Genomic DNA, 23,265 nt, shown 5'->3' with positions numbered 1-23,265 from the left:
CACACGCAAGTGAGGTCGGGCTGTCAGCCGGGCCGATGAGGATTCGACGGCCGCGCCGATGAGGGACGAGACCGCCGCGGCCGCGCCGGCCCGGCCCGCAACCACCATGGCGCCGCTCTCGACGCCCACCCTCTACGCGGGGCGCGAGCGTCGGCAGAGCTATGCAGCTCTCGATCTCGGCACCAACAATTGCCGGTTGCTGATCGCGGAGCCGACCTATGGCGGCTTCCGGGTGATCGACGCCTTCTCGCGCATCGTGCGACTGGGCGAAGGGTTGGGCACGTCCGACCGCCTCAGCGAGGCCGCGATCGAACGCACTGTCGAGGCGTTGCGCATCTGCCGGGCCAAGATGCAGTCGCGGCGGGTCCGCCGTGCCAAGATCATCGCCACCGAGGCCTGCCGCCTCGCTGTGAACGGCGCCGATTTCGTGGAGCGCGTGCGTCAGTCGGTCGGGCTCGATCTCGAGATCGTGGACCGGCAGACCGAGGCCTACCTCGCCGTGACCGGCTGCGCGGCCCTGGCCGATCCACGGGCGGAATCGGTCGTCATCTTCGATATCGGCGGTGGCTCCACCGAGGTGGCGTGGCTCGACGGAGCGGCGACAAACCCCTCGACCGATCCGACTCTCCGCATCCGTGCCTGGGACAGCTTGCCGGTCGGCGTCGTGACCCTGGCCGAGCGCCACGGCGGCGCTGAGGTGACGCGCCGTATGTTCGAGGGCATGGTCGAGGAGGTGGCAGAGAAGTTATCCGCCTTCGCGCTACGCGCCGCCCCGGCCGCCACGGCGCAGAATTTCCACCTGCTCGGCACGTCCGGCACCGTCACCACCATCGCGGCGATGCACTTGCGGCTCGCGCGCTATGAGCGCCGCCGCGTCGACGGCCTGTGGATGAGCGACGACGAGGTCTCGGCGGCGATCGACGACCTTCTCGACACGCGCCTGGAGCAGCGCGTCGACAACCCCTGCATCGGCCGCGACCGGGCAGACCTCGTGCTCGCGGGCTGCGCGATTCTGGAAGCGTTGCGCCGGGCATTCCCGGCCGAGCGCCTGCGCATCGCCGATCGCGGTCTGCGCGAGGGCCTTCTCGTGAACATGATGCGTGAAGATGGGGTATGGTCGCGCAAGCCGGTGCGGTAATCGGCGACGGACAAAGGTTCATGACTGACAGGCGCGGCGGCGTAGGCTCCACCGGGGGCGTGCGCGGGGATCTCAAACAGCGGGTGAAGACCGCGCGGAAGCGCACCGTCTCGCAGACGCGCTGGCTCGAACGGCAGCTCAACGACCCCTATGTCGCCCGCGCCAAGCGCGAGGGCTACCGTTCCCGTGCGGCGTTCAAGCTCATCGAGATCGACGAGCGCTTCAAGCTGCTGAAGCCCGGTCAGCGGATCGTGGATCTCGGTGCGGCGCCGGGCGGCTGGTCCCAGGTCGCCGCTCGCGTCGTCGGGCCGACTGGTAAGGTGGTCGGCATCGACCTCCTTCCCATCGAGCCCATGGCGGGGGTCGAGTTCATCACCCTCGACTTCCTGGACGACGACGCCCCCAAACAGCTGACCGATCTCCTCGGCGGCCCGGCCGATTTCGTAATGTCCGACATGGCCGCCAACACGACCGGCCACAAGAAGACCGACCACCTGCGGATCATCGGCCTCGCGGAGACCGCCGCCGAGTTCGCCCGCGAGATCCTGGCCCCCGGGGGCGCCTACCTCGCAAAGGTGCTGCAGGGCGGCACCGAAGGCGAATTGCTCGCCAACCTCAAGCGCGATTTCGCGGTGGTCCGCCACGTGAAGCCGTCGGCCAGTCGCGCGGATTCGAGCGAACTCTACGTGCTGGCCACGGGCTATCGCGGGGCGCCCGGCAAGGGAGTGGTCGAGGAGGACTAGGCTCAGCTGTTCCGCTGGGGACAGATCGGCGCACGGTGCGCGGGGGCATAGGCGCTGGTAGCGCTTTCGGTTAATTTTGGGAAAATAGTATCGACAGTCGGCGCGTGCTCAGCGGACCCGCAATTCTTCGCATCTCGGTGCTTCTGCTCCTGGCCGGAGCCCTCGCCGCACTCGTGCAATATTGGCTTCCGGCTTCCCCGCAGCCCCCGGCCAAGACAGCGATCGCGACACCGGATCCGGCGCCGAGCGACCAGGCCGTGCGCAAGATCCCTTCACGACCGCAGGCGGATGTCACCTCACCGATCCCGGTTCCGGCCGAGCCCGTGAGGCGCCCGGCTCCGGAGCTCTCGCCTGCTCCAACCGCGCCGAGCGTGGTGCCGAGCGACAGCCTCGCCTTCCCGGCGCCTCCGCCCTCGGCCGCGCCGCAGGGTCGGGCCGAGGTCAAGGAGGCGGAGACCACCGAGGGGCCGCCTGCTATCGATCTGGTCGATCTCAACAAGGCGAGCGTCGCCGAGTTGAACGGCTTGCGCGGCGGCGGAGCCATCGGGCGGGCCATCGTCGCCAAGCGGCCCTACACGCAAGTGAGCGATCTGCTCTCCAAGCGCGTGCTCAGCCGAGCAGTCTACGAGCGGATCAAGGAACAGGTGACGGTGCGCTGAGACCGGCGCACCGTCCGTTTCCGCTGTCCCAAAGCCGCATCCGACCTGATTGCATCAGGTCAGCGGCTCTCGCTTGGTGTTTCGACAGGCACCCTTGCGACGGACCGATATACGTTTCGTCGGACTACACGTCAGAGCTTCGTCCCGAACAGTTCTGCGACCTGCGGGATGTCCTTGTCGCCCCGGCCGGACATGCTGAGCACCATCAGGTGATCGGCTGGGCGCTCGATGGCGAGTTCCGCGACCTTCGCCAGGGCATGGGCGGGCTCGAGGGCCGGGATGATGCCCTCCAGCATGGAGCAGAGCTTGAATGCCTCGAGCGTCTCGGAATCCGTCGCCGAGAGGTACTTCACGCGGCCCATCTCATGCAGCCATGCGTGCTCCGGGCCGATCCCCGGATAATCGAGGCCCGCCGAGATGGAATGCGCATCGGCGATCTGCCCGTCCGCATCCATGAGGAGATAGGTGCGGTTGCCGTGGAGCACGCCGGGCTTGCCCCCCGTCAGCGACGCGGCATGCAGGCCGCTCGTCACGCCGTGACCAGCCGCCTCGACGCCGAAGATCTCGACCTCGCGATCGTCCAGGAACGGATGGAACAGGCCCATCGCGTTCGAGCCGCCGCCGATGCACGCCACGAGCGAATCAGGCAGGCGGCCTTCCTGGGCGAGCATCTGCTCACGGGTCTCGCGGCCGATCACCGATTGGAAGTCGCGGACCATGGCCGGATAGGGATGCGGGCCCGCGACGGTGCCGATGCAGTAGAACGTATCCGCGACATTCGTCACCCAATCGCGCAGGGCTTCGTTCATCGCATCCTTGAGGGTCTTGGTGCCGGATTCCACCGGCACGACCTCGGCACCGAGCATCTTCATGCGGAAGACGTTCGGGGCCTGCCGGGCCACGTCCACAGCGCCCATATACACGACGCACTTCAGGCCGAAGCGGGCGCAGAGGGTGGCGGTGGCCACGCCATGCTGGCCCGCGCCGGTCTCGGCGATGATCCGCGGCTTGCCCATGCGGCGGGCGAGCAGGATCTGCCCGAGCACATTGTTCACCTTGTGCGAGCCGGTGTGGTTCAGCTCCTCACGCTTGAAATAGATCTTCGCGCCCTTGCCGGCGGGGGCTTGGCTGCGGAAATGCTCGGTCAGCCTCTCGGCGTAATAGAGCGGGCTCGGGCGACCGATGTAATGCGTGCCGTAGCTCTCCATGTCCGCCTTGAAGGACGGATCCTGCTTGGCATCCTCGTAGGCCTTCTCGAGGTCGAGGATGAGCGGCATCAGCGTTTCGGCCACGAAACGACCGCCGAAGATACCGAAGCGCCCGCGCTCGTCGGGGCCAGTACGGAAAGAGTTCGGGGCGGGGGCGATGGTCACGGCACGGTCCTTCGCGGCACGACAACGTTTTGCCGGTTGCTAGACCCATGTGAGCCCCGCTGCAATGGCGGGGGCCTAGACGCAACGGCGCAGTGTCAGCCCCGGACGGCCGCCACGAAGGCCGCGATGCGTGCGGGATCCTTCGATCCGGGCGCCTTCTCGACACCGGAGGACACGTCGACGGCGGTCAAACCCGTGCGCGCGAGAGCTTCCGCGACGTTCGCGGGCCCGAGACCACCGGACAGCATGGTTCCGGCGGGCAGGTCCGCCCCCGCGAGCAGGTTCCAATCGAAGCTCACGCCGTTGCCGCCGGGCAACGACGCGCCGGGTGGCGCCTTGGCGTCGAGGAGCAACCGGTCGGCGATACCGGCGTAGGCTGCGATGGACGCGAGATCGGCCGCGCTCGCGATTCCGAGTGCCTTCATCACCGGAAGGCCCGTCAGGGCGCGGATTTCGGCGACGCGCTCCGGGCTCTCACGGCCGTGAAGCTGAATCAGATCAGGCTCTATCGCCTCGACCGCTTGGTGGAGTGACGCGTCGTCCGGGTCGACCAGCAGCACCACCCGGCCCGCCCTGCCCTTCGCCTGACGGGACAGGGTGCGGGCGGTTTCGAGTTCGACATGCCGCGGGCTGCGGGGAAAGCGCACGAAGCCCACCCAGTCGGCCCCGGCGCCGAGTGCGGCGTCGAGGGTGTCCGGCGTGCTGAGGCCGCAGATCTTGATCTCGGTCACGGGATCACAGGCTCGAAACGGCGCGGTGTTCCGCGCTGGCTCAGGTCAGCGCGGAGCGGGGAGCGCCGTGCGAACGGGGACGGAGGTGCCGGGATAGGTCTGGCCTGGGGCGTCGGGGGCGTAGGGGCGCAGGCGGTTCACCTCGCGCTCGTAGCTGCGTGCCTCCCGGCGATGGTAGCGAGCGCTCGCTCGAGCCCGGCCCTGACCCAGCCACGTGAAGACACCGCCGACAACGATACCGAGCGCCACGGCGCCGAACAAGATCGCATAGAGCGGCAGGTTCACGCTGAAGACCGGCGCGTCGATGTTGACGGGGTCGAACGAGAGCTGCACCGGCGCACGGTTGGCGACGGCCAGCAGAACCACCAACGCCGCGACCGGCAGCAGGAGGAGGCTTTTCAGGAACCGGATCATCTGTGTGACTCCCGCCTATTCCGCCGCGACGCCTTCGCCGATCTTGGCCGCGTTGAGACGCAGGCGCATCTCTTTACCCGTCTTGAAGACGGGGATGGCCTTTTCGGACACGGCAACGGCCGCGCCCGTGCGTGGGTTGCGTCCCTTTCGCGCTTCCCGGCGCTTCACTGAAAACGCGCCGAAGCCACGCAGTTCCACCCGGTCGCCCCGAGCCAGGGCGTCGGCGATCGTGTCGAGGATGGCGTTGACCAGGATCTCGACGTCCCGCTGGTAGAGATGCGGGTTCTGCTCGGCGATCTTGAGGACAAGCTCCGACTTGATCATGGCGTGTCGTGTTCCCGTCTATCCGGCTGTTCTTGGGGCCTGTCGAGACCCTGAAATCCTCAGGGCTCCGGCCGCCACAGCACCAGCAGCCCGCCCTGCGCGCCTGCCTGCGCCTCGGCGCCGAGCGCCTGCAACCGGCTTGCAAAGCTTTCGAAGCCGAGCAGCCCGGCACCGGTACCCGCCGCCGACCACAGGGAGAAGCCGTTCTCGGTCTTCGGCTTCCAGTCGGTCACCGGAAGGTCCTTCGGAACGCCGCGCGCGCTCTCAAGCCATGCAACGGCCTGTCGCTCGCTCCCGAGTTCGTCCACGAGTTTCAGGGGCACGCTCTGACGGCCGCTGAATACCCGCCCGTCCGAGACGGTCGCGAGTTGCTGCGCATCCATGCCACGGCGCTCGGCCACGAGGCCCTTGAACCAAGCGTAGGTGTCGCCGACGACGGCGGCCAGCGCTGCCCGCGCCTCAGGCGAGGTGGGCGTGAAGCCCGACGGCTCGGCCTTGAGCGGCGACGACTTCACCGATTCGACCTTCACCCCAACCTTGTCGAGCAGGCCCGACACGTCCGGATATTGGAAGAGCACGCCGATGGAGCCGACAAGGCTCGTCTCACGGGCGACGATATGATCGGCAGCGATGGCGGTGATGTAGGCGCCTGAGGCGGCCGTCCCGTCCACGAAGGCCACGATCGGCTTCTTGGCGGCGAGCGCCCGCAGGTTGCGGAAGATTTCCTCCGAACCCGTCGTGGTGCCACCCGGCGAGTTGATCGAGACGACGACGCCCTTCACCGCCTCGGCCTCACCCACCCGCTTCATGAGCTTGGCGGTGGCTTCGGACCCGGCGATGAAGCCGGAGACCGAGATCCGTGCGATCTGCGGCCTTACGGCGAAGGCGCCGGTCGTGCCAGCCTGAATGCGATAGCCGACGGCGCCGACCGCGACGATGAGGCCACCGATCCCCAGCACCCGCCAGAGGCCGAGCCTGCGGCGCAGGCGCCGCCTGTCGATCAGCAATTCGGCATCGGCTGCCATGCGATCCGTTCCCTTGCATCCCCGGCTGGAGGTGTCCCCAGCCATTCCGCCGAAAGGCGCCTGAGCGCCGCGAGGCGGCGCCAAGTCCTTGGCGTCTTTGGCATCCCGGCGGGGCGAGCCCGCAGGAGGGCGTGTTCTAGAGCATTTTTCGGCGGCGTGGATACGGGGAGCGGCGAAGAATTTGCGCGACGTGTCGCTCGCCTGCGGCGGGACTGGCTCTCGCGTGCAGGACGAGACCCATCAATCGGCGAGCATGAACGTCACCGCGCTCGCGGCAGCGTCGTGCATAAAAGAAAAGCCGCGCGGAAGCGTATCCGCGCGGCTTTGCTGTTGAGCGTCCGGCCGCCCGGCGAACCGGGCGGCCGAGCGGATGAGGATTACTCCTCGTCGGTGCGGGCCTTCTTCATGGCCGCGCCGAGGATGTCGCCGAGCGAGGCACCCGAATCGGCGGAGCCGAACTGGGCCATCGCTTCCTTTTCCTCGGCCACTTCCAGGGCCTTGATCGAGACCGTGACGCGGCGCGCCTTGCGGTCGAACTGCACCACGCGGGCATCGACCTTCTCGCCGGCCGCGAAGCGCTCGGGACGCTGGTCGGCACGGTCGCGGGCGATCTCGGCGCGGCGGATGAAGGTCTGCATGTCGGTGTCGGCGATGCGCACCTCCAGGCCGGAATCCTTCACCTCGACGATCTCGCAGGTCACGATCTGACCCTTCTTGATCTCACCGCCCTCGGCGAAGGGATCGCCGGCGAGCTGCTTGATACCAAGCGAGATGCGCTCCTTCTCGACGTCCACGTCGAGAACCTGGGCGCGGACCATGTCGCCCTTCTTGAACTCGTCGATGACCTGCTCGCCGGGACGGTTCCAGTCGAGATCCGACAGGTGGACCATGCCGTCGACATCGCCCTCGAGGCCGATGAACAGGCCGAACTCGGTCTTGTTCTTGACCTCGCCCTCGACCTCGGAGCCCACCGGATGCTTCTCGGAGAAGCCTTCCCACGGGTTCTGCAGGGTCTGCTTGAGACCCAGCGAGATGCGGCGCTTGACCTGATCGACTTCCAGGATCTGAACCTCGACCTCCTGAGAGGTGGAGACGATCTTGCCCGGATGGACGTTCTTCTTGGTCCAGCTCATCTCGGAGACGTGGATGAGGCCCTCGATCCCCGGCTCCAGCTCCACGAAGGCGCCGTAATCGGTGATGTTGGTCACGCGGCCCTTGAGCTTGGCGCCCTCGGGGTAGCGGGCGGCGATGCCCTCCCACGGATCGGCCAGGAGCTGCTTGATGCCGAGCGAGATGCGGTGCGTCTCGTGGTTGATCTTGATGATCTTGACCTTGACCGTCTGGCCGATGGTGACGACCTCGGACGGATGGTTCACGCGGCGCCACGCCATGTCGGTGACGTGCAGCAGGCCGTCGATGCCGCCGAGGTCCACGAACGCACCGTATTCGGTGATGTTCTTGACCACGCCGTCGATGACCTGACCTTCCTCGAGGTTGGCCACCAGCTCGCTGCGCTGCTCGGCGCGGCTCTCTTCGAGCACGGTCCGGCGCGACACGACGATGTTGCCGCGGCGACGGTCCATCTTGAGGATCTGGAACGGCTGCGGCGTGCCCAGGAGCGGGGTGACGTCGCGGACCGGACGGATATCGACCTGCGAGCGCGGCAGGAACGCCACGGCGCCGTCGAGGTCGACCGTGTAGCCGCCCTTGACCTGGTTGAAGATCGTGCCGGTGACACGCTCGTTGGCCTCGAAGGCCTTCTCGAGCTTGACCCAGCTCTCCTCGCGGCGAGCCTTGTCGCGCGAGATGACGGCTTCGCCGAGCGCGTTCTCGATCCGGTCGACATAGACCTCGACCTCGTCGCCGACCTTCAGGTCGCCTTCACGGCCGGGACCAGCGAATTCCTTGAGGGCGACACGGCCTTCCGTCTTGGCGCCGATGTCGATGACGGCCACGTCCTTCTCGATCGCGACGACGCGACCCTTGACGACGGACCCTTCGGTAATCTCGGACTGGAGGAAGCTCTCCTCCAGAAGCGCGGCGAAATCATCGCGGTACTGATCCCGCGCCACGGCTGTCCCTGCGGTCATTCTCTCTCCTGGGCGGTCCCGTCCTTCAGGACGGACCGGCTGCGTCGGCGGCTCGCGTTGCGAACACCCTCTGCCGCCGCGGCTTCCTGATAGGGAAGCGACCGCCTCCCGCGGGAGACCGGTTTGCCGACGCGTCGATACGGATGACGAGGGCGGCCTGGCCGGCTCGTCCACGCAGGCCGCCCATAGGGCGAGCATCGCGACGGACGGCGAGGCGCCTGTCACATACTCTATTAGTGGTACCTGTTCAACACGCTGCGCGCATCACGCTGCTTGTGCCAGTTCCGCACCCTCGGCGGGCACGTCGTCCGTATGAACTTCGAACCGGGCGAGGAAGGCCGTGCCGAAGCTCGTCGTCAGGGCGCAATCGGTGGCATCGCGACCGCGGGCCATCACGATCCGGCCGATCCGGGGCCGGTTGTGGCGGGCGTCGAACGTGTACCAGCGCGGGCCTTCGGGGCCATCGAGGAAGACCTCGAACCACGCCGAGAAGTCCATTGGGGCCGGATCCTTCGGCACGCCGATATCGCCGAGATAGCCGGTGGCGTAGCGGGCCGGGATGTTCATGCACCGGCACAGGGTGATCGCGAGATGGGCGAAGTCGCGGCAGACGCCGACCTGCTGGCCGTGGCCGTCATGGGCCGTTCGGGTCGCGTCCGCCCGCTGATAGTCGAAGCGCAGCCGGTTGTGGGCGTAGTCGACGATGGCCTGGACGCGGTTCCAGCCCGGAGCGATGCCCCCGAACAACCCCCACGCGGTCTGCGAGAGCTTGTCCGTATCGCAGTAGCGAGATCCCATCAGGAACACGAGAACGTCGTTAGGGAGATCCTGCACCGGAATCTCGCGGGCATCCGGTGCTTGGTCGTCCGGGAGGCCGCTATCGGCGACGATGAAATCGGCCGACATCGTGATCCGCCCACCCGGCGCGACGATGCGGGTGCAGACGTTCCCGAAGTCATCGACATGTTGCCGAGCGGGAACGGGCGGATCGAACGTGATCACTTCGGGCGTCACCAAATCGATCCGCCACTCCGGCCGAATGTTCAGCAGAAGGTTCATGGCCGTCGGGCCATTCGTCTCGAACGCCAAGGTGAAGCCGGTGCGGATATGCATGGTAGAGTGCCGTGTCGCTGGTCTGCTTCGCCACACATGAGGGCGAAGACTTTTGTCAGGTGCGACAACCGGTCTATTCGGCGGCGGTTCCGCTTGACCGGGCAAACACCGCGGGATGTGTTGCACAAAGATCATGCATCGCGGTTCGCCCCGGAGCAGACATGCAGGGCTGGGCTGTCACGGCCGATGTTGCATCGCAGTGGGGGCCTGCCTATCGCTGCGGCTCGAACTTTCACCTGTCGATCGATCCGATGGCCGCCTCCTCACAGCTCGCCGAGAAGCTCTCCCTTCCCAAGGACAAGATCCGCATCCTGCTCCTGGAGGGGATCAACGACAGCGCGGTCGGCCTGATGCAGGCGTCCGGCTACACCAATCTCACGCGGCTGCCGAAGGCGCTGGACCGTGAGGCTCTCCATGAGGCGCTCCAGGGCGTTCACATGGTCGGCATTCGCTCGCGCACGCAGATGGATGCGGCCGCCTTCGAGGCGGCGGACCGGCTGCTTGCCGTGGGCTGTTTCTCGGTCGGCACCAATCAGGTCGATCTCGAGGCGGCCCGGCACCGGGGGATCCCGGTCTTCAACGCGCCCTTCTCCAACACCCGCTCGGTCGCGGAACTGACGATCGGCGAGATCGTGATGCTGTTGCGCCGGATCGTGCCCCGCTCCGTCGGCGCCCATGCCGGGCAGTGGGACAAATCCGCTGTCGGCTCGCTCGAGGTGCGCGGCAAGACGCTGGGCATCGTCGGCTACGGCAATATTGGCACGCAGCTTTCGACGCTGGCCGAAGCCATGGGCATGCGGGTGCTTTTCTACGACCACACCGACCGGCTGCGCCACGGCAACACCGAGCCGACCGACTCGCTCACCGCTCTTCTCGCGCAGAGCGATGTCGTATCGCTCCACGTGCCGGAGACCGAAGCGACCTTCAACATGATCGGTGAGGCCGAGATCCGGGCGATGAAGCCCGGCAGCTACCTCATCAACAATGCCCGCGGCACGGTGGTGGACCTCGACGCTCTGGCCTCGGCCTTGCGCGCCGGCCATCTGCGCGGCGCCGCCGTGGATGTGTTTCCGAAGGAGCCCGGCTCGAATTCGGAGCGGTTCGTCAGCCCGCTCCAGGGCCTCGACAACGTGATCCTCACCCCGCATGTCGGCGGCTCGACCGAGGAGGCGCAAGAGCGCATCGGCGCCGAGGTCGCCAAGAAACTCGTCGATTACTCCGATATCGGTTCGACGGTGGGTGCCGTGAACTTCCCGCAGGTGCAGCTTCCGGCTCGCGCCACCGGCACGCGGTTCATCCACGTCCAGCGCAACCTGCCGGGCATGCTCGGGCGCCTCAACGAGGTCTTCGCCCGCAGCGAGGTCAACATCGCCGCCCAGTTCTATCAGACGGATGGCGAGGTCGGTTACGTGGTTCTGGAGACCGACGCCTCGGACGCGGATGCCGAGGTGCTGCTCGGCGAAATCCGCGCCATTCCCGGCACGATCCGCGCGCGCCTTCTGTACGAGCGCCGCTAAGCGATTACAGCTTGCGCGCGAGCCGTCCGCATTGTTCAAGTCCTGCCACGGTTTTGATCGGGAGCAGGCAGTGGGCAAGCGAGTCTGGACGGCAGGACGATCGCGCGGGGTTGCGGCCCTGGCTCTGGCCGTGCTCGGCACGGCGGCCTCAGCATCCGCCGCGTCGGCCGAATGCCTCCGGCAGATTGTGAACCGTTCGGCCTACGTGCTGACGGCCCGTCGTGATGGCGGGCCGCCGGTGACGATCCTGCCCGGGCGGTCGGTGCAGATCCGCCTCTCTCATCCGGGGACGCTCGATTTCGCCGCCTATTGCGGCCTGCCCGGCCCAGCCGGCGCGCAGACGCTGGTCACGCAGGCGAGCTTTTCCTACGAGGCGGTGATCGACCGCTGCTTCATCCGGTTCGGCGGGCAGGCCTTCGTGCCGCAACTCGGGCGCGGCTTCCTCGGCCTCCAGGGCACCGCGCCCTTCACGGTCAACAATCCGCGCCAGGGCGATGTGGTGCTCGGCCCGTTCGAGACCGGCGCCTGCCCGGCCGCGACGATCCTCGACCGCCGGGGCTGATCACAACCTTATAAATAATGCCGGAAGACAACCGGGCCGCCGACAGGGCGGCCCGTCGTGGCGACCGGAGCGACGACGCGGCGCGTCAAGCGTCCGAGCGTGCGCATCAGGGCAGCGAATGCGCTGTCGAGGGTCGTGGTGTGGCGCTGGATCATGGACGCCTCCGCCGCGGCCGAGGCCCCTGGCCTTCCCCGCGTGAACCAACCCTGGCAGGCCCTTACGGCCAAGGCTGTGCCGGAGCGCACATGGGGGGCCGCCGTACTTTCTCGACGGAGTGACAGCTTCGTCGCGTGCTCCCGTCTGGCGTGGCGCGCGGGTGGCTAATAAGGTGGCCGGGCCGAACCGGGACTACGATCAAGCCCGGCGTGACTGAGGACGCGCGTATGCTCACCCACACCGGCAGCACGATCCTGCGCAACGAGCTCGGGGTCGAGGAGACGGTCGAATCCGACAACATCGTCCGCTGGGACGGAAACCGGCTCTATGTGGAGCAGGACGTCTTCCACAACGGGCAACTCGTCCACCGCAAGTACCGGCGCACGGTCACGGAGCCCGTGGCGCGTGTCCTTTGGGAGATCATCAACCGCGCCAAGCAATAGGCGCGTCGCTCAGGCGGCGATGGCGGCCTCGGTCGCCTCGTCCGCCGGGCGGATCAGGTCGATCGTCTCACGTGCCGCATCGAATGCCGTCCGGACGATGGCCGACACGTCCTCGACTGCGACGAGCACCGATAGCTTCTGCGAGGTAGCCCGGTCGGCGAGGCCGCGTGCGGCGGACAGAAGCATCTCTTCCATCCGCGACAGGTCCGCACCGGCATCACGCCCGGCGGCCTGATCCGCATCGACGAACCTCGCCAAAACGGCCTCAAGGGCATGGCCAAGGACCAGGGTCTTCACCCGTTCCTGCAGGAGAGCTCTCTCTTCACGTGTCATGGACGGGCCGCCGATTCGCTGGACGAATCGACTGTGACACTCAGGCGCACTTGCCGCAGCGCCTAAATGGCAACAGCAGCCTGAACTCGCATTTTGAATGCGTTTGGGCCGATCACAGACGCCTGAGCGCCACGGATTCGATTCGGTGGCTCGCCCCCTTGGTGAGGATGAGGCTCGCTCGCTGCCGGGTCGGCAGGATGTTCTCCCGCAGATTAGGCAGGTTGATCGTGGACCAGAGCCGGTCGGCCGTATCGAGCGCCTCGGCCTCGGGGATCTCCGCGTATTTGCGGAAATACGAGCGCGGATCGCGGAAGGCGGTCTGGCGCAGGCGCATGAAGCGGGTCACGTACCAGCGATGCAGGTCGTCCTCGTGACCGTCGAGATAGATCGAGAAATCGAAGAAGTCGGACACGAAGGGAATCGCCGTCCCGTCCCGCGGCAAGCGGGCGGGCTGGAGCACGTTCAGCCCCTCGACGATCAGGATGTCCGGGCTTTCCACCACCCGCTCCTCCCCCGGCACCCGGTCGTAGACGAGGTGGGAGTAGAGCGGCGCCGTCACTCGCTTCTGGCCGGATTTCACCTCGTGCAGGAAGCGCAGCAGCGCGGCGGTGTCGTAGCTCTCGGGAAAGCCCTTCCGCTCCATCAGGCCGTTCGCGGCCAACTCGGCGTTCGGCAGCAGGAACCCGTCGGTCGTGACGAGATCGACCTTCGGCGTGTTCGGCCAGCGCGCGAGGAGCGCCGCCAGGATGCGCGCCGTGGTGGACTTGCCCACCGCCACCGATCCGGCGAGCCCGATGATGTAGGGCAGCTTGGTCTCGCGCTCGGCGGTGAGGAACCGCTGGGTCGCTTTGAACAGGCCCTGCGTCGCCGCGACGTAGAACGAGAGCAGGCGCGACAGCGGCAGATAGATCTCCACGACCTCCTCGATCGAGATCGGATCGTTGAGGGATTTCAGCCGCTCCAGATCGTCGGTGTTGAGCGTCAGGGGGGCGTCGGCGCGCAGGCGCGCCCATTCCTCGCGGGTGAAGTGACGGTAGGGCGAAAGGCTGTTCGTACCGTCCGAGAGAGCGGGCGGCGCGTTCACGCGGTTCGCCTCGACGCCTTCTCCGCAAGGCCGCTCTGGGCGGTGCGCCGCTCCAGTTCCGCCATCACCTCGGTCAGTTCGACGTTCCCGGCCTTCAGCACCACCATCAGGTGGTAGAGCACGTCGGCCGCCTCGTTCTTCAACCCCTCGCGGTCGCCCTGGACGGCGGCGATGGCGGCCTCCACGGCCTCCTCCCCGAGCTTCTTGGCGGCCTTGGCCGGGCCATCGGCCAGGAGCTTGGCGGTGTAGGACGCCGCCGGATCCGTGCCGGCACGGCTCGCCACGAGGCGGGCGAGATCGGCGAGGGTGTAGGTGCTCATGAAGTGTCTTGCAGTCACGGTGCCGCCGGGGGCGGTTTTCCGGCAGGAAACTGCGCCACGGCGGCGCCGGGGGCAAGCGTCCGCACGTGAGAGGCGAGCCGCTTTGTCCCCTAAGGGTTTATCGGGGGATCCTCACCCGTTCGGCAGGTGCCGGGCCAGGGCGTCGAGGACGGCCATGCGCACGGCCACGCCCATTTCGACCTGCTCCCGGATCAAAGACTGAGCACCATCAGCGATTTCCGACGAAATCTCAACGCCCCGGTTCATCGGGCCGGGGTGCATCACCAGGGCGTCGGGGGCGGCCAAAGCGAGCTTCTCGGCATCGAGGCCGAAATAGCGGAAATACTCCTTCACCGAGGGGACGAAGGAGCCGTTCATCCGCTCGCGCTGGAGGCGCAGCATCATCACGATGTCGCAGCCCGCCAGCCCCTTGCGCATGTCCGTGAAGGTCTCGACGCCGAACCGCTCGATGCCGGCGGGCAGGAGGGTTGAGGGTGCGATCAGCCTTACCCGCGCGCCCATGGCCTGAAGCAGGATCAGGTTCGAGCGCGCCACCCGCGAGTGCAGGACATCGCCGCAGATCGCGACGGTCAGCCCCTCGATCCGGCCCTTGTTGCGGCGGATGGTGAGGGCATCGAGCAGCGCCTGGGTCGGGTGCTCGTGTGCGCCATCGCCTGCATTGACCACCGCGCAATCGACCTTGCGGGCGAGCAGATGCACCGCGCCTGCCGCCTGGTGGCGCACGACGATGATGTCCGGCCGCATGGCGTTGAGAGTCGCGGCGGTGTCGATGAGCGTCTCGCCCTTCTTCACCGATGAGGAGGCGACCGACATGTTCATCACGTCGGCACCGAGCCGCTTGCCCGCGAGCTCGAACGACGATTGCGTCCGCGTCGAGGGTTCGAAAAACAGATTGATCTGGGTGCGCCCGCGCAAGGTCGTGCGCTTCTTCTCCACCTGACGGGAGATGTCGACGGCAGCATCGGCCGCATCGAGCAGGGCTTCGATGTCGGGCCGGGTCAGCCCCTCGATCCCGAGCAGATGCCGGTGCGGGAAGTGGGCGGGCGCGGGCGTCTGGGCTGTCATGACGGGTGCCGGGTGTAGGTGTCGGCGGCGAGTCTCGCAAGCGTCGCGGCGTCTTGCCGGGTGACGGTGCTGCGGCGTTTTCGTCGCGCCTGGTAACCGCTCGGCCGCGCTACACGTATTGTGCGCAACGAACCGCCCTTCTCGGAGATGGCCGCTTGGACGCCTCGCCTGCCCTGAACGCCCCGGACAAGGCCGCGCCCGAGCGCGTGGGCCGCAACGGGCGTCGGCTGATCTACCGGCATCCGCTGGTCATCCGCCTGACCCACTGGATCAACGCGGCCGTTCTGCTGGTGCTGCTGATGAGCGGCCTTCAGATCTTCAACGCGCACCCTGCCCTGTATTGGGGCTCGGTCTCGACCTTCGACACGCCCGCCCTGGCCATCACCAGCGAGGAGACCGGCGGAAGCAATCGCGGGGTCGTCTATCTCGGCGACCGGAAGTTCGACACGACCGGCGTTCTGGGCCTGTCCAAGGACAATGGTATCGAGACCGACCGGGCCTTTCCCTCCTGGGTCACCCTGCCCGCTACTCAGGATCTCGCCACCGGCCGCCGCTGGCATTTCCTTTTCGCGTGGTTTCTCGTGATCAATGGGGCGATCTACCTGATCTATGGCTTGTTCTCCGGTCAGCTGCGCCGCCGCCTGATTCCCGAGGGCGACCAGATCCGTGATTTCGGCGGATCGGTGAAGGAGCACCTGCTCCTGAAATTCCCTGAGGGTGAGGAAGCCAAGCGCTACAACGTCATCCAGAAGCTCACTTATCTCGGCGTGGTGCTGATTCTGTTGCCCGCGATGGTCCTCGCGGGACTCGCCATGTCGCCCGGCGTCGATGCTGCCTGGCCGTGGCTTCCCGAATTGTTCGGAGGCCGCCAGTCGGCCCGCACCGTCCACTTCATCGCCGCAGGACTCCTCGTCCTGTTCGTGGTGGTCCACCTCGCGCTGGTGCTCGTCTCCGGCGTCGTCAACAACCTGCGCGGCATGATCACCGGCTGGTTCAGCATCGGTAAGGTTCGCCCTGCCGGGGAGGAAGCGCGATGATTCTGCACCGCCGACGCCTGCTCACCGCCACGGCTGGTCTCGCCGGCGCATCCCTGCTCGGCGGCTGCGACCGTTTCGCCGGAACGCCGGCCGGTCGCCGTACCCTGGGGATCGGGGAGGATGCCAACCTCTATGTCCAGCGCCTGCTGATGTCGGACATGACGACGGCACGGGAATTCCCGGAATCGATGATCTCGCCGTGGTTCAAGCCGAACGGCTCGATCGATCCGCCCGACAGCGCCTACAAGGCGTTGGCTGCCAAGAACTTTTCGGAGTTCAAGCTGAAGGTGGACGGGCTTGTGGAGACGCCGCTGTCCCTGAGCCTGGCGGATGTGCGCGCCCTGCCCTCCCGCACTCAGATCACCCGGCACGACTGCGTCGAGGGTTGGAGTTGCATCGGCAAATGGTCGGGCGTGCCCCTGGCCGAGTTGTTGAAAAAGGCCGGGCTGAAGCCGCAGGCCCGCTACGCGGTGCTGCATTGCGCGGACACGCTCGAATACGCCAGCCTGGACGGCGCTTGGCTGAAGCCCAGCCGCCCCGGTACGGTGCGCGAGGCGCATGCCGCCTATGTCCAACTCGCGGCGGCGGGTGATTGGGGCGGGTCGCCCAGCGGCACGGCCTCGGACGGTCAGGCCGATCCCGACGCCTCCGACGGGCGCCGTCCGATCCGCTATTACGAGAGCATCGACCTCTTCGATGCGTTCAATCCCCAAACGATCCTTGCCTACGACCTCAATGGAAAGGCGCTGCCCGTCTCCAACGGCGCGCCGCTGCGACTCAGGGTCGAGCGACAGCTCGGCTACAAGAACGCCAAATACGTGATGCGGGTGGAAATGGTCTCGTCGCTGGCCGGGTTCGGCGACGGCAAGGGCGGGTATTGGGAGGATCGTGGCTACGAATGGTACGCGGGGATCTGACGGTGGGGAGGACGGCCACCATTTGACAACCCGCCGCCTCTCACCCACTTCTCCGCCCCGCGTGGCCCCGTCGACGGCGGGTTCGGTCGCGCTCCGAACATTCCGTCGCGCCGGGCCCTCAGGGGCAGAGGGATCTGGATGAAAGTCGTCGTCGTCGAGTCGCCGGCCAAGGCCAAGACGATCAACAAGTATCTCGGCCGCGACTACGAGGTGATCGCCTCCTTCGGCCATATCCGCGACCTCCCGGCCAAGGATGGCTCGGTCGATCCCGAGCAGGACTTCCACATGGTCTGGGAGTTGGAGGATCGTGGCTCGAAGCGGGTCAGCGAGATCGCCAAGGCGGTCAAGGGCGCCGAAAAGCTCATCCTGGCGACCGACCCGGATCGCGAGGGCGAGGCGATCTCCTGGCACGTCCTTGAGGCGCTCACGGCCCGCAAGGTGCTGAAGGGCATCCCGGTCGAGCGCGTGACCTTCAACGCCATCACCAAGTCTTCGGTCGAGCAGGCGATGCGCAAGCCGCGCCAGATCGATCAGGCCCTGGTCGACGCCTATCTCGCCCGTCGAGCGCTGGATTACCTCGTCGGCTTCAACCTCTCACCGGTCCTGTGGCGGAAGCTTCCCGGCGCCCGCTCGGCGGGCCGGGTGCAGTCGGTCGCCTTGCGCCTCGTGGTCGAGCGCGAGATGGAGATCGAGGCGTTCAAGCCCCGTGAATACTGGTCGATCGTCGCCACCCTGCGGACACAGGACGGGGCGACTTTCGAAGCTCGCCTCGTCGGGGCGGACGGCAAGCGCATCCAGCGCCTGGATGTCGGCAACGCCGAGGAGGCGGCCGCCTTCAAGAGCGCCCTTGAAGCCGCGACGTTCCAGGTAGCGAGCATTGAGGCGAAGCCCGCCAAGCGCCACCCGCAGCCGCCCTTCACCACTTCCACGTTGCAGCAGGAGGCTTCCCGCAAGCTCGGGATGGCGCCGGCCCAGACGATGCGCGTCGCCCAGCGTCTCTACGAAGGCGTGGATGTCGGGGGCGAGACGGTCGGCATCATCACCTACATGCGAACCGACGGCGTCGACATGGCGCCGGAGGCCATCGCCGACGCCCGCCGGGTGATCGGCAAGGAGTTCGGCGACCGCTATGTGCCCGGTGCCCCGCGCAAGTACAGCGTGAAGGCGAAGAACGCCCAGGAGGCGCACGAGGCGGTTCGCCCCACCGACATGAGTCGCCTGCCGAAGAACGTGGCCCGCTATCTCGAACCCGAGCAGGCCAAGCTCTACGAACTCATCTGGACTCGCACCATGGCGAGCCAGATGGAGTCGGCCGAGCTGGAGCGCACCACAGTCGAAGTCCACGCGATGGCGAGCGGGCGCCGGATCGAGCTGCGCGCCACCGGGCAGGTGGTGAAGTTCGACGGCTTCCTCGCTCTCTATCAGGAGGGCAAGGACGACGAGGAGGACGAGGAGAGCCGCCGCCTGCCGCCGATGCGCCAGGGAGACGACCTCAAGCGCGAGAAGATCGCGTCCACCCAGCACTTCACCGAGCCGCCGCCGCGCTATTCCGAGGCGAGCCTCGTGAAGCGCATGGAGGAACTCGGCATCGGTCGGCCCTCGACCTACGCCGCCGTGCTGCAGACCCTGCGCGACCGGGAATACGTCAAGATCGAGAAGAAGCGGCTTCAGCCGGAGGACAAGGGGCGGCTCGTCACGGGTTTCCTCGAAAGCTTCTTCCGCCGCTATGTCGAATACGATTTCACGGCCGCCCTCGAAGAGCAGCTGGACCGCGTCTCGAATGCCGAGATCGACTGGCGGGCGGTGCTGCGCGACTTCTGGCGCGATTTCTCGGCCGCCATCGGCGAAACCAAGGAGCTGCGCGTCGCGGAGGTGCTGGACGCCCTCAACGACTTGCTTGGCCCGCACATCTTCCCCGATCGGGGCGAAGGCAAGGACCCCCGCGCCTGTCCGAATTGCGGTGAGGGGCAGCTTTCACTGAAGCTCGGAAAGTTCGGTGCCTTCGTCGGGTGCTCGAACTATCCCGAATGCACCTACACACGGCAATTGTCGGCAACCGGGGTCAACGGCGAGGGCGACGGCTCATCCGTTGATGGCGGCCAGCCGGGTGTGCGCGTGCTCGGCAACGACCCCGTCACCAACCTGCCGGTGACGGTGCGCGACGGCCGGTTCGGCCCGTTCATCCAGCTCGGCGAAGCAAGCGCCGAGAAGGGCGCAGAGAAGCCCAAGCGCTCCTCCCTGCCCCGTGGACTCTCGCCCTCGGAGATCACCCTCGATCAGGCGCTCGCCCTGCTCTCCCTGCCGCGGGAGGTCGCCAAGCATCCCGAGAGCGGCGAGCCGATCCTCGCGGGCATCGGGCGCTTCGGACCTTACGTTCAGCACCGGCGGACCTACGCTAACCTTGGCCGCGACGATGACGTGCTGGAGATCGGCGGCAACCGGGCGATCGATCTCATCGTCGCCAAGGAACAGGGCGGCGGACGTGGCCGACCCGCGGGCGATCCCGGCCGGTCGCTGGGCAAGGATGCCGAGAGCGGCCGCGACGTGGTGGTGAAGGCGGGCCGTTACGGTCCCTTCGTCACGGATGGCGAGGTGAACGCGACCTTGCCGAAGAGTGCCAATGCCGAGGCCCTGACCCTGGACGAAGCGCTGAAGCTCATCGCGGCCAAGCGCGAGGCCGGCGGCGGCAAGAAGGCTTCGGCACGCAAGAAGACAACGACGCGCAAGGCAGCCGACGGCGACAAGGCCAAAGCTTCGGCCAAGGCACCCGCCAAGAAGCCCGCTGCGAAGAAGGCGGCGCCCAAGAAAAAGGCGGCGGGCTGAAAAGCCCTACCGCCCGACAGGTCCCGTCCTTCGCCAGGACGGGGCGATCAGATCAGATAGGAGACGGTGGCGGCGAAAGCCGTTGCGAGGGTGGCGACCGCCAGGGCGGCAGGAGCGGTGACGAAAGAGGCGGAACGGCCCTCGTCCTCGTCGATGCAGCCGAAAGCGGCTCCCGCCGCATGCTCGCACCGGATCAGGTCGAGGTGGCGGGCTTCAATCGCTTCGCTGCTCATCGGCGCACCTCCTGAAATGTGTCGAATTTTGTTCCGAGAACGCCGTGATCGGGGACAGGTTCCGGTCTCGCTTGCGGCGGATCGAAATCGTTAACCACTGCGCGCTCACCCTGCTCGCCGCAAAGGTGGCGTGCGAATGCTCGCGCACCGCATCGCAGCATGGCAGAAAGGCCGTCGATTCCGCCTCGGCGGCTTTGATGTTTCCTGTTTGTTCCGTTATGCTGGCGAGATGAAGGCCCATGCTCCCAGACGCAAAGCATCCACCCCTCCGGTTGCCCCTGCTCGCGGGAGCGGGCGCGTGAGCGATCCGGCACGTGATCTCTTCGCGGGCAAGGCCAAGGCTGTGCCTGTGACGGAACCCAAGCGGCGCCTCACCGAGGCGGCGTCTCCCGTGTCCCTGGCGGCAGCCTCGCCCGAGGCCGGCTACACCGCCTCGGACATCGAGGTGCTGGAGGGGCTCGAGCCGGTACGCCGTCGCCCCGGCATGTATATCGGCGGCACGGACGAGCGCGCCCTGCATCACCTCTTTGCGGAGGTGATCGACAACTCGATGGACGAGGCCGTCGCGGGCCATGCAAGCTTCATCGAGGTGGAGCTGGAAGAAGGTGGCTCCCTTGTCGTGACTGACAATGGGCGCGGCATCCCGGTCGATCCGCACCCCAAGTTTCCGGGCAAATCCGCCCTCGAAGTCATCATGACCACCCTGCACGCGGGCGGTAAGTTCGATTCGAAGGTCTACGAGACCTCCGGCGGCCTGCACGGTGTCGGCATCTCGGTGGTGAACGCCCTTTCGGACGTTCTCGAGGTCGAGGTCGCCCGCAACCAGACCCTGTACCGCCAGTGCTTCTCACGCGGCCATTCGCAGGGCGCCCTGGAGATCGTCGGCCGCGTTCAGAACCGGCGCGGCACACGGGTTCGCTTCCACCCCGATGCCCAGATCTTCGGATCGCTGAAGTTCGACCCCCGTCGCCTGTTCAAGATGGCGCGGTCGAAAGCCTACCTGTTCGGCGGCGTCGAAATTCGCTGGAAGTGTGCGCCTTCGCTCGTTGAGGGCATGGAGGATGTGCCGTCCGAGGCGGTTCATCGCTTCCCCGGTGGCCTCTCGGACTACCTCGCCCGCGACATCGAGGGGAAGGAGCTCGTCATCGATGCCGTCTTCTCCGGCAAGGTGACGAAGCCCGGCTCGCACGGTTCCCTCGAATGGGCCGTCGCCTGGACGGTGGCCGACGATGGCGTGTCGCATTCCTACTGCAACACGATCCCCACGCCCGAGGGTGGCACCCACGAAGCGGGTCTGCGCGTCGCCCTCCTCCGGGGCCTGCGCGAGCATGCCGAGCGTGTGAACCAAGCCAAGCGCATGACGTCCGTGACCACGGACGACGTGATGGCGACCTGCGCCTCCATGCTCTCGGTCTTCATCCGCGAGCCGGAGTTCCAGGGCCAGACCAAGGATAAGCTCGCCACGGTCGAGGCGCAGCGCATTGTCGAGACGGCGGTGCGGGATGCGTTCGATCATTGGCTCGCCGCCTCCCCGGCCCAAGCCAACAAGCTCCTCGATTGGGTGATCGACCGGGCGGAAGAGCGCTTGCGCCGCCGCCAGGAGAAGGAGGTCGCCCGCAAGAGCGCCACCCGCAAGCTGCGCCTACCCGGAAAGCTCGCGGATTGCTCCGCTGCCGGAACATCAGGATCCGAGATCTTCATCGTCGAGGGCGACTCCGCCGGTGGCTCGGCCAAGCAGGCTCGGGACCGAGCGACGCAGGCGATTCTGCCCCTGCGCGGCAAGATCCTGAATGTCGCCTCGGCGAGCCGCGACAAGCTCGGTGCCAACCAGTTGATCGGCGATCTGACGCTGGCGCTCGGATGCGGCACGGGCTCGAACTTCCGGGAGACGGACCTTCGCTACGAGAAGGTGATCATCATGACGGATGCCGACGTCGACGGCGCCCACATCGCCTCCCTGTTGATCACGTTCTTTTATCGCCAGATGCCCAAGCTCATCGACAAGGGGCATCTCTACCTTGCGATCCCACCGCTCTACCGGCTGCAGCAGGGCTCGAAGGTCGCCTATGCCCGCAACGACGAGGATAAGGATCGGATCGTCAAGACGGTCTTCAAGAACGGCAAGGTCGAGATCGGCCGCTTCAAGGGCCTTGGCGAGATGATGCCGGCGCAATTGAAGGAGACGACCATGGATCCGAAGAAGCGCACGCTTCTGCGGGTGGCTGTCCTCGATGAGGCGCGGGAATCGACCGGCGATACCGTGGAGCGACTGATGGGCAACAAGCCTGAGGCGCGCTTCGCCTTCATCACCGAGCGCGCCGCCTTCGCGGAAGGCGCCGACCTCGACATCTGAGAACCCAGAGGCTTCGCCTCTGGATCTCATGAAAGGACCCGTCTTTGGGAGTCCTCTCAGTGGGAGGGGATCGCCTTCGCGGGATCGAAGGCCTGGGCGGCCGACAAGGTATCCTTGCTCATTTGCAGGATCGCCGAATAGCGGTCGCCGCCCGGCCTGAGGACCACGGCTTCCGGACCCACGGCGATCCGCTTGCTGCCGATCCCGAGGAAGCCGCCGACATCGATGATGACGGCCCTGACCCTGTTGCCGTCGGCCAGCAGCAGATCGTCGACCTTCCCCACGCTGTCACCCGCCGGGTTGCGCACCTCGACGCCGATCAAATGAGACGCCAGGAGCGTAGCGGGCTTCAGTCCCCTGCGCTTGACGGCGTCTTCAGCGCTGTCCGCCTGCATCAGGCGCCCGCCGCCTGGATTGTCGGTGCTCGTGCCGGGCCCGGTACCAGGGAGCACCGTATCCTTGCCGATCACCGAGGCATCCTGTGACAGGACCGGGGAAGCCCCGAGCGCGCAGAGCAGCGGCAAGAGGCCAAGAAGGGACGTACGCAGCGGCATGCGGTGGGCTTCCGGGGTCAGAGACCGTCTCGAGACGGACGCCGGTCAATCAGCCGGTCGCAAGGCGAGTTCCTGGGCGCCACGTCGCACCGCACGATCCATGCAATAAAAAAAAGCCCGGCCGTGCGGCCGGGCTTCGAAGGTGGAAGGCCGCGGCCGAAGCCGCGGCGATGCCGGTCTTAGTACGAGCCGAACTTGTAGTTCACGCCGGCGCGGACGACGGCGAACTCGGTGTCG

The 23,265-nt window shown here is 66.9% G+C and carries 25 protein-coding genes; 10 read left to right on the top strand and 15 right to left on the bottom strand.

Translation table 11 applies throughout. The features are described 5' to 3' along the window. The first annotated feature begins 58 nt into the window (after positions 1–58). The 3 genes from J4O73_RS22060 (at position 59) to J4O73_RS22050 (ending at position 2,540) form a co-directional block, all read left to right on the top strand. Positions 59–1,138, top strand: a complete 1,080-nt coding sequence (locus J4O73_RS22060) for a Ppx/GppA phosphatase family protein (RefSeq protein WP_426220899.1) — start codon at positions 59–61, stop codon at positions 1,136–1,138. A 20-nt stretch (positions 1,139–1,158) separates the two neighbouring features. Continuing rightward, complete coding sequence (locus J4O73_RS22055) at positions 1,159–1,881, top strand: RlmE family RNA methyltransferase (RefSeq protein ID WP_378974251.1); 723 nt, start codon at positions 1,159–1,161, stop codon at positions 1,879–1,881. Positions 1,882–1,985: 104 nt separating this feature from the next. Next, positions 1,986–2,540 carry a helix-hairpin-helix domain-containing protein gene (locus J4O73_RS22050; RefSeq protein WP_426220897.1) on the top strand — a complete coding sequence of 185 codons (555 nt, stop codon included), beginning with the start codon at positions 1,986–1,988 and terminating at the stop codon, positions 2,538–2,540. A gap of 131 nt (positions 2,541–2,671) precedes the next feature. Here J4O73_RS22050 and trpB read toward each other — a convergent pair whose 3' ends face one another. From trpB to J4O73_RS22015, 7 genes are all read right to left on the bottom strand, one after another. Then, on the bottom strand, positions 2,672–3,913 hold the full coding sequence (trpB, locus tag J4O73_RS22045) for a tryptophan synthase subunit beta (protein WP_378974256.1): 1,242 nt from the start codon (positions 3,911–3,913) through the stop codon (positions 2,672–2,674). A gap of 95 nt (positions 3,914–4,008) precedes the next feature. Continuing rightward, positions 4,009–4,644: a phosphoribosylanthranilate isomerase gene (locus J4O73_RS22040; RefSeq protein ID WP_426220895.1), complete on the bottom strand. Its 636-nt coding sequence runs from the start codon at positions 4,642–4,644 to the stop codon at positions 4,009–4,011. Between the two features lie 45 nt (positions 4,645–4,689). After that, positions 4,690–5,058 (bottom strand): LapA family protein, encoded by a 369-nt coding sequence (locus J4O73_RS22035; RefSeq protein WP_426220893.1) that lies wholly within the window; start codon positions 5,056–5,058, stop codon positions 4,690–4,692. 15 nt (positions 5,059–5,073) lie between these two features. Continuing rightward, on the bottom strand, positions 5,074–5,382 hold the full coding sequence (locus J4O73_RS22030; protein ID WP_378974262.1) for an integration host factor subunit beta: 309 nt from the start codon (positions 5,380–5,382) through the stop codon (positions 5,074–5,076). A 59-nt stretch (positions 5,383–5,441) separates the two neighbouring features. Further along, on the bottom strand, positions 5,442–6,407 hold the full coding sequence (gene sppA / locus J4O73_RS22025) for a signal peptide peptidase SppA (protein WP_426220891.1): 966 nt from the start codon (positions 6,405–6,407) through the stop codon (positions 5,442–5,444). A gap of 377 nt (positions 6,408–6,784) precedes the next feature. Next, positions 6,785–8,497, bottom strand: a complete 1,713-nt coding sequence (rpsA, locus tag J4O73_RS22020) for a 30S ribosomal protein S1 (RefSeq protein ID WP_426220889.1) — start codon at positions 8,495–8,497, stop codon at positions 6,785–6,787. 264 nt (positions 8,498–8,761) lie between these two features. Beyond that, on the bottom strand, positions 8,762–9,610 hold the full coding sequence (locus tag J4O73_RS22015; protein ID WP_426220887.1) for a transglutaminase-like domain-containing protein: 849 nt from the start codon (positions 9,608–9,610) through the stop codon (positions 8,762–8,764). A gap of 251 nt (positions 9,611–9,861) precedes the next feature. On the opposite strand from J4O73_RS22015, the gene serA reads away from it, so the two are divergent. Both serA and J4O73_RS22005 read left to right on the top strand, forming a co-directional pair. Further along, on the top strand, positions 9,862–11,127 hold the full coding sequence (serA, locus tag J4O73_RS22010) for a phosphoglycerate dehydrogenase (protein ID WP_426220990.1): 1,266 nt from the start codon (positions 9,862–9,864) through the stop codon (positions 11,125–11,127). Positions 11,128–11,197: 70 nt separating this feature from the next. Beyond that, a complete protein-coding gene (locus J4O73_RS22005; RefSeq protein ID WP_426220885.1) occupies positions 11,198–11,689 on the top strand; it encodes a hypothetical protein in 492 nt (163 codons plus the stop codon). 8 nt (positions 11,690–11,697) lie between these two features. Here J4O73_RS22005 and J4O73_RS22000 read toward each other — a convergent pair whose 3' ends face one another. Further along, positions 11,698–11,844, bottom strand: coding sequence for a hypothetical protein (locus tag J4O73_RS22000; protein WP_426220883.1), 147 nt, complete (start codon positions 11,842–11,844; stop codon positions 11,698–11,700). 228 nt (positions 11,845–12,072) lie between these two features. Here J4O73_RS22000 and J4O73_RS21995 point away from each other — a divergent pair, with 228 nt between their 5' ends. Further along, entirely contained in the window at positions 12,073–12,288 is a 216-nt protein-coding gene (locus J4O73_RS21995) for a hypothetical protein (RefSeq protein ID WP_378974279.1), read from the top strand. 9 nt (positions 12,289–12,297) lie between these two features. Here J4O73_RS21995 and J4O73_RS21990 read toward each other — a convergent pair whose 3' ends face one another. From J4O73_RS21990 to J4O73_RS21975, 4 genes are all read right to left on the bottom strand, one after another. Next, complete coding sequence (locus J4O73_RS21990; RefSeq protein ID WP_426220881.1) at positions 12,298–12,621, bottom strand: hypothetical protein; 324 nt, start codon at positions 12,619–12,621, stop codon at positions 12,298–12,300. Positions 12,622–12,733: 112 nt separating this feature from the next. Then, the gene (gene coaA / locus J4O73_RS21985; RefSeq protein WP_426220879.1) at positions 12,734–13,705 is read right to left on the bottom strand and encodes a type I pantothenate kinase; all 972 of its coding nucleotides are present in this window, start codon (positions 13,703–13,705) and stop codon (positions 12,734–12,736) included. Continuing rightward, a complete protein-coding gene (locus J4O73_RS21980; protein ID WP_426220877.1) occupies positions 13,702–14,025 on the bottom strand; it encodes a phosphoribosyl-ATP diphosphatase in 324 nt (107 codons plus the stop codon). The genes coaA and J4O73_RS21980 overlap by 4 nt, the downstream gene beginning before the upstream one ends. A 132-nt stretch (positions 14,026–14,157) precedes the next feature. Next, complete coding sequence (locus tag J4O73_RS21975; protein ID WP_426220875.1) at positions 14,158–15,111, bottom strand: aspartate carbamoyltransferase catalytic subunit; 954 nt, start codon at positions 15,109–15,111, stop codon at positions 14,158–14,160. A gap of 155 nt (positions 15,112–15,266) precedes the next feature. Between J4O73_RS21975 and J4O73_RS21970 the strand changes: the two genes are divergently transcribed. The 3 genes from J4O73_RS21970 (at position 15,267) to topA (ending at position 19,888) form a co-directional block, all read left to right on the top strand. After that, complete coding sequence (locus J4O73_RS21970) at positions 15,267–16,148, top strand: cytochrome b/b6 domain-containing protein (RefSeq protein WP_426220873.1); 882 nt, start codon at positions 15,267–15,269, stop codon at positions 16,146–16,148. Continuing rightward, entirely contained in the window at positions 16,145–17,065 is a 921-nt protein-coding gene (locus J4O73_RS21965; RefSeq protein WP_426220872.1) for a molybdopterin-dependent oxidoreductase, read from the top strand. Before J4O73_RS21970 ends, J4O73_RS21965 begins: the two co-directional genes overlap by 4 nt. Positions 17,066–17,203: 138 nt before the next feature. After that, positions 17,204–19,888, top strand: coding sequence for a type I DNA topoisomerase (topA, locus tag J4O73_RS21960; protein ID WP_426220870.1), 2,685 nt, complete (start codon positions 17,204–17,206; stop codon positions 19,886–19,888). 47 nt (positions 19,889–19,935) lie between these two features. Here topA and J4O73_RS21955 read toward each other — a convergent pair whose 3' ends face one another. Together J4O73_RS21955 and J4O73_RS21950 are read right to left on the bottom strand one after the other, a co-directional pair. Continuing rightward, positions 19,936–20,121, bottom strand: a complete 186-nt coding sequence (locus tag J4O73_RS21955; protein WP_426220869.1) for a hypothetical protein — start codon at positions 20,119–20,121, stop codon at positions 19,936–19,938. After that, positions 20,102–20,362 (bottom strand): hypothetical protein, encoded by a 261-nt coding sequence (locus tag J4O73_RS21950; RefSeq protein ID WP_426220867.1) that lies wholly within the window; start codon positions 20,360–20,362, stop codon positions 20,102–20,104. The genes J4O73_RS21955 and J4O73_RS21950 overlap by 20 nt, the downstream gene beginning before the upstream one ends. Before the next feature lie 57 nt (positions 20,363–20,419). On the opposite strand from J4O73_RS21950, the gene parE reads away from it, so the two are divergent. Further along, positions 20,420–22,474 (top strand): DNA topoisomerase IV subunit B, encoded by a 2,055-nt coding sequence (gene parE / locus J4O73_RS21945; RefSeq protein WP_426220865.1) that lies wholly within the window; start codon positions 20,420–20,422, stop codon positions 22,472–22,474. A 56-nt stretch (positions 22,475–22,530) separates the two neighbouring features. Here the strand turns inward: parE and J4O73_RS21940 are convergent, their stop codons facing one another. Further along, on the bottom strand, positions 22,531–22,944 hold the full coding sequence (locus tag J4O73_RS21940) for a PRC-barrel domain-containing protein (protein ID WP_426220864.1): 414 nt from the start codon (positions 22,942–22,944) through the stop codon (positions 22,531–22,533). Positions 22,945–23,265 lie beyond the last annotated feature (321 nt).

This window comes from Methylobacterium sp. NFXW15, assembly GCF_049887755.1.
Lineage (GTDB): Bacteria > Pseudomonadota > Alphaproteobacteria > Rhizobiales > Beijerinckiaceae > Methylobacterium.
The sequence above is the reverse complement of the archived record's forward strand: the minus strand, read 5'-3'. Positions and strand labels throughout refer to the sequence as shown.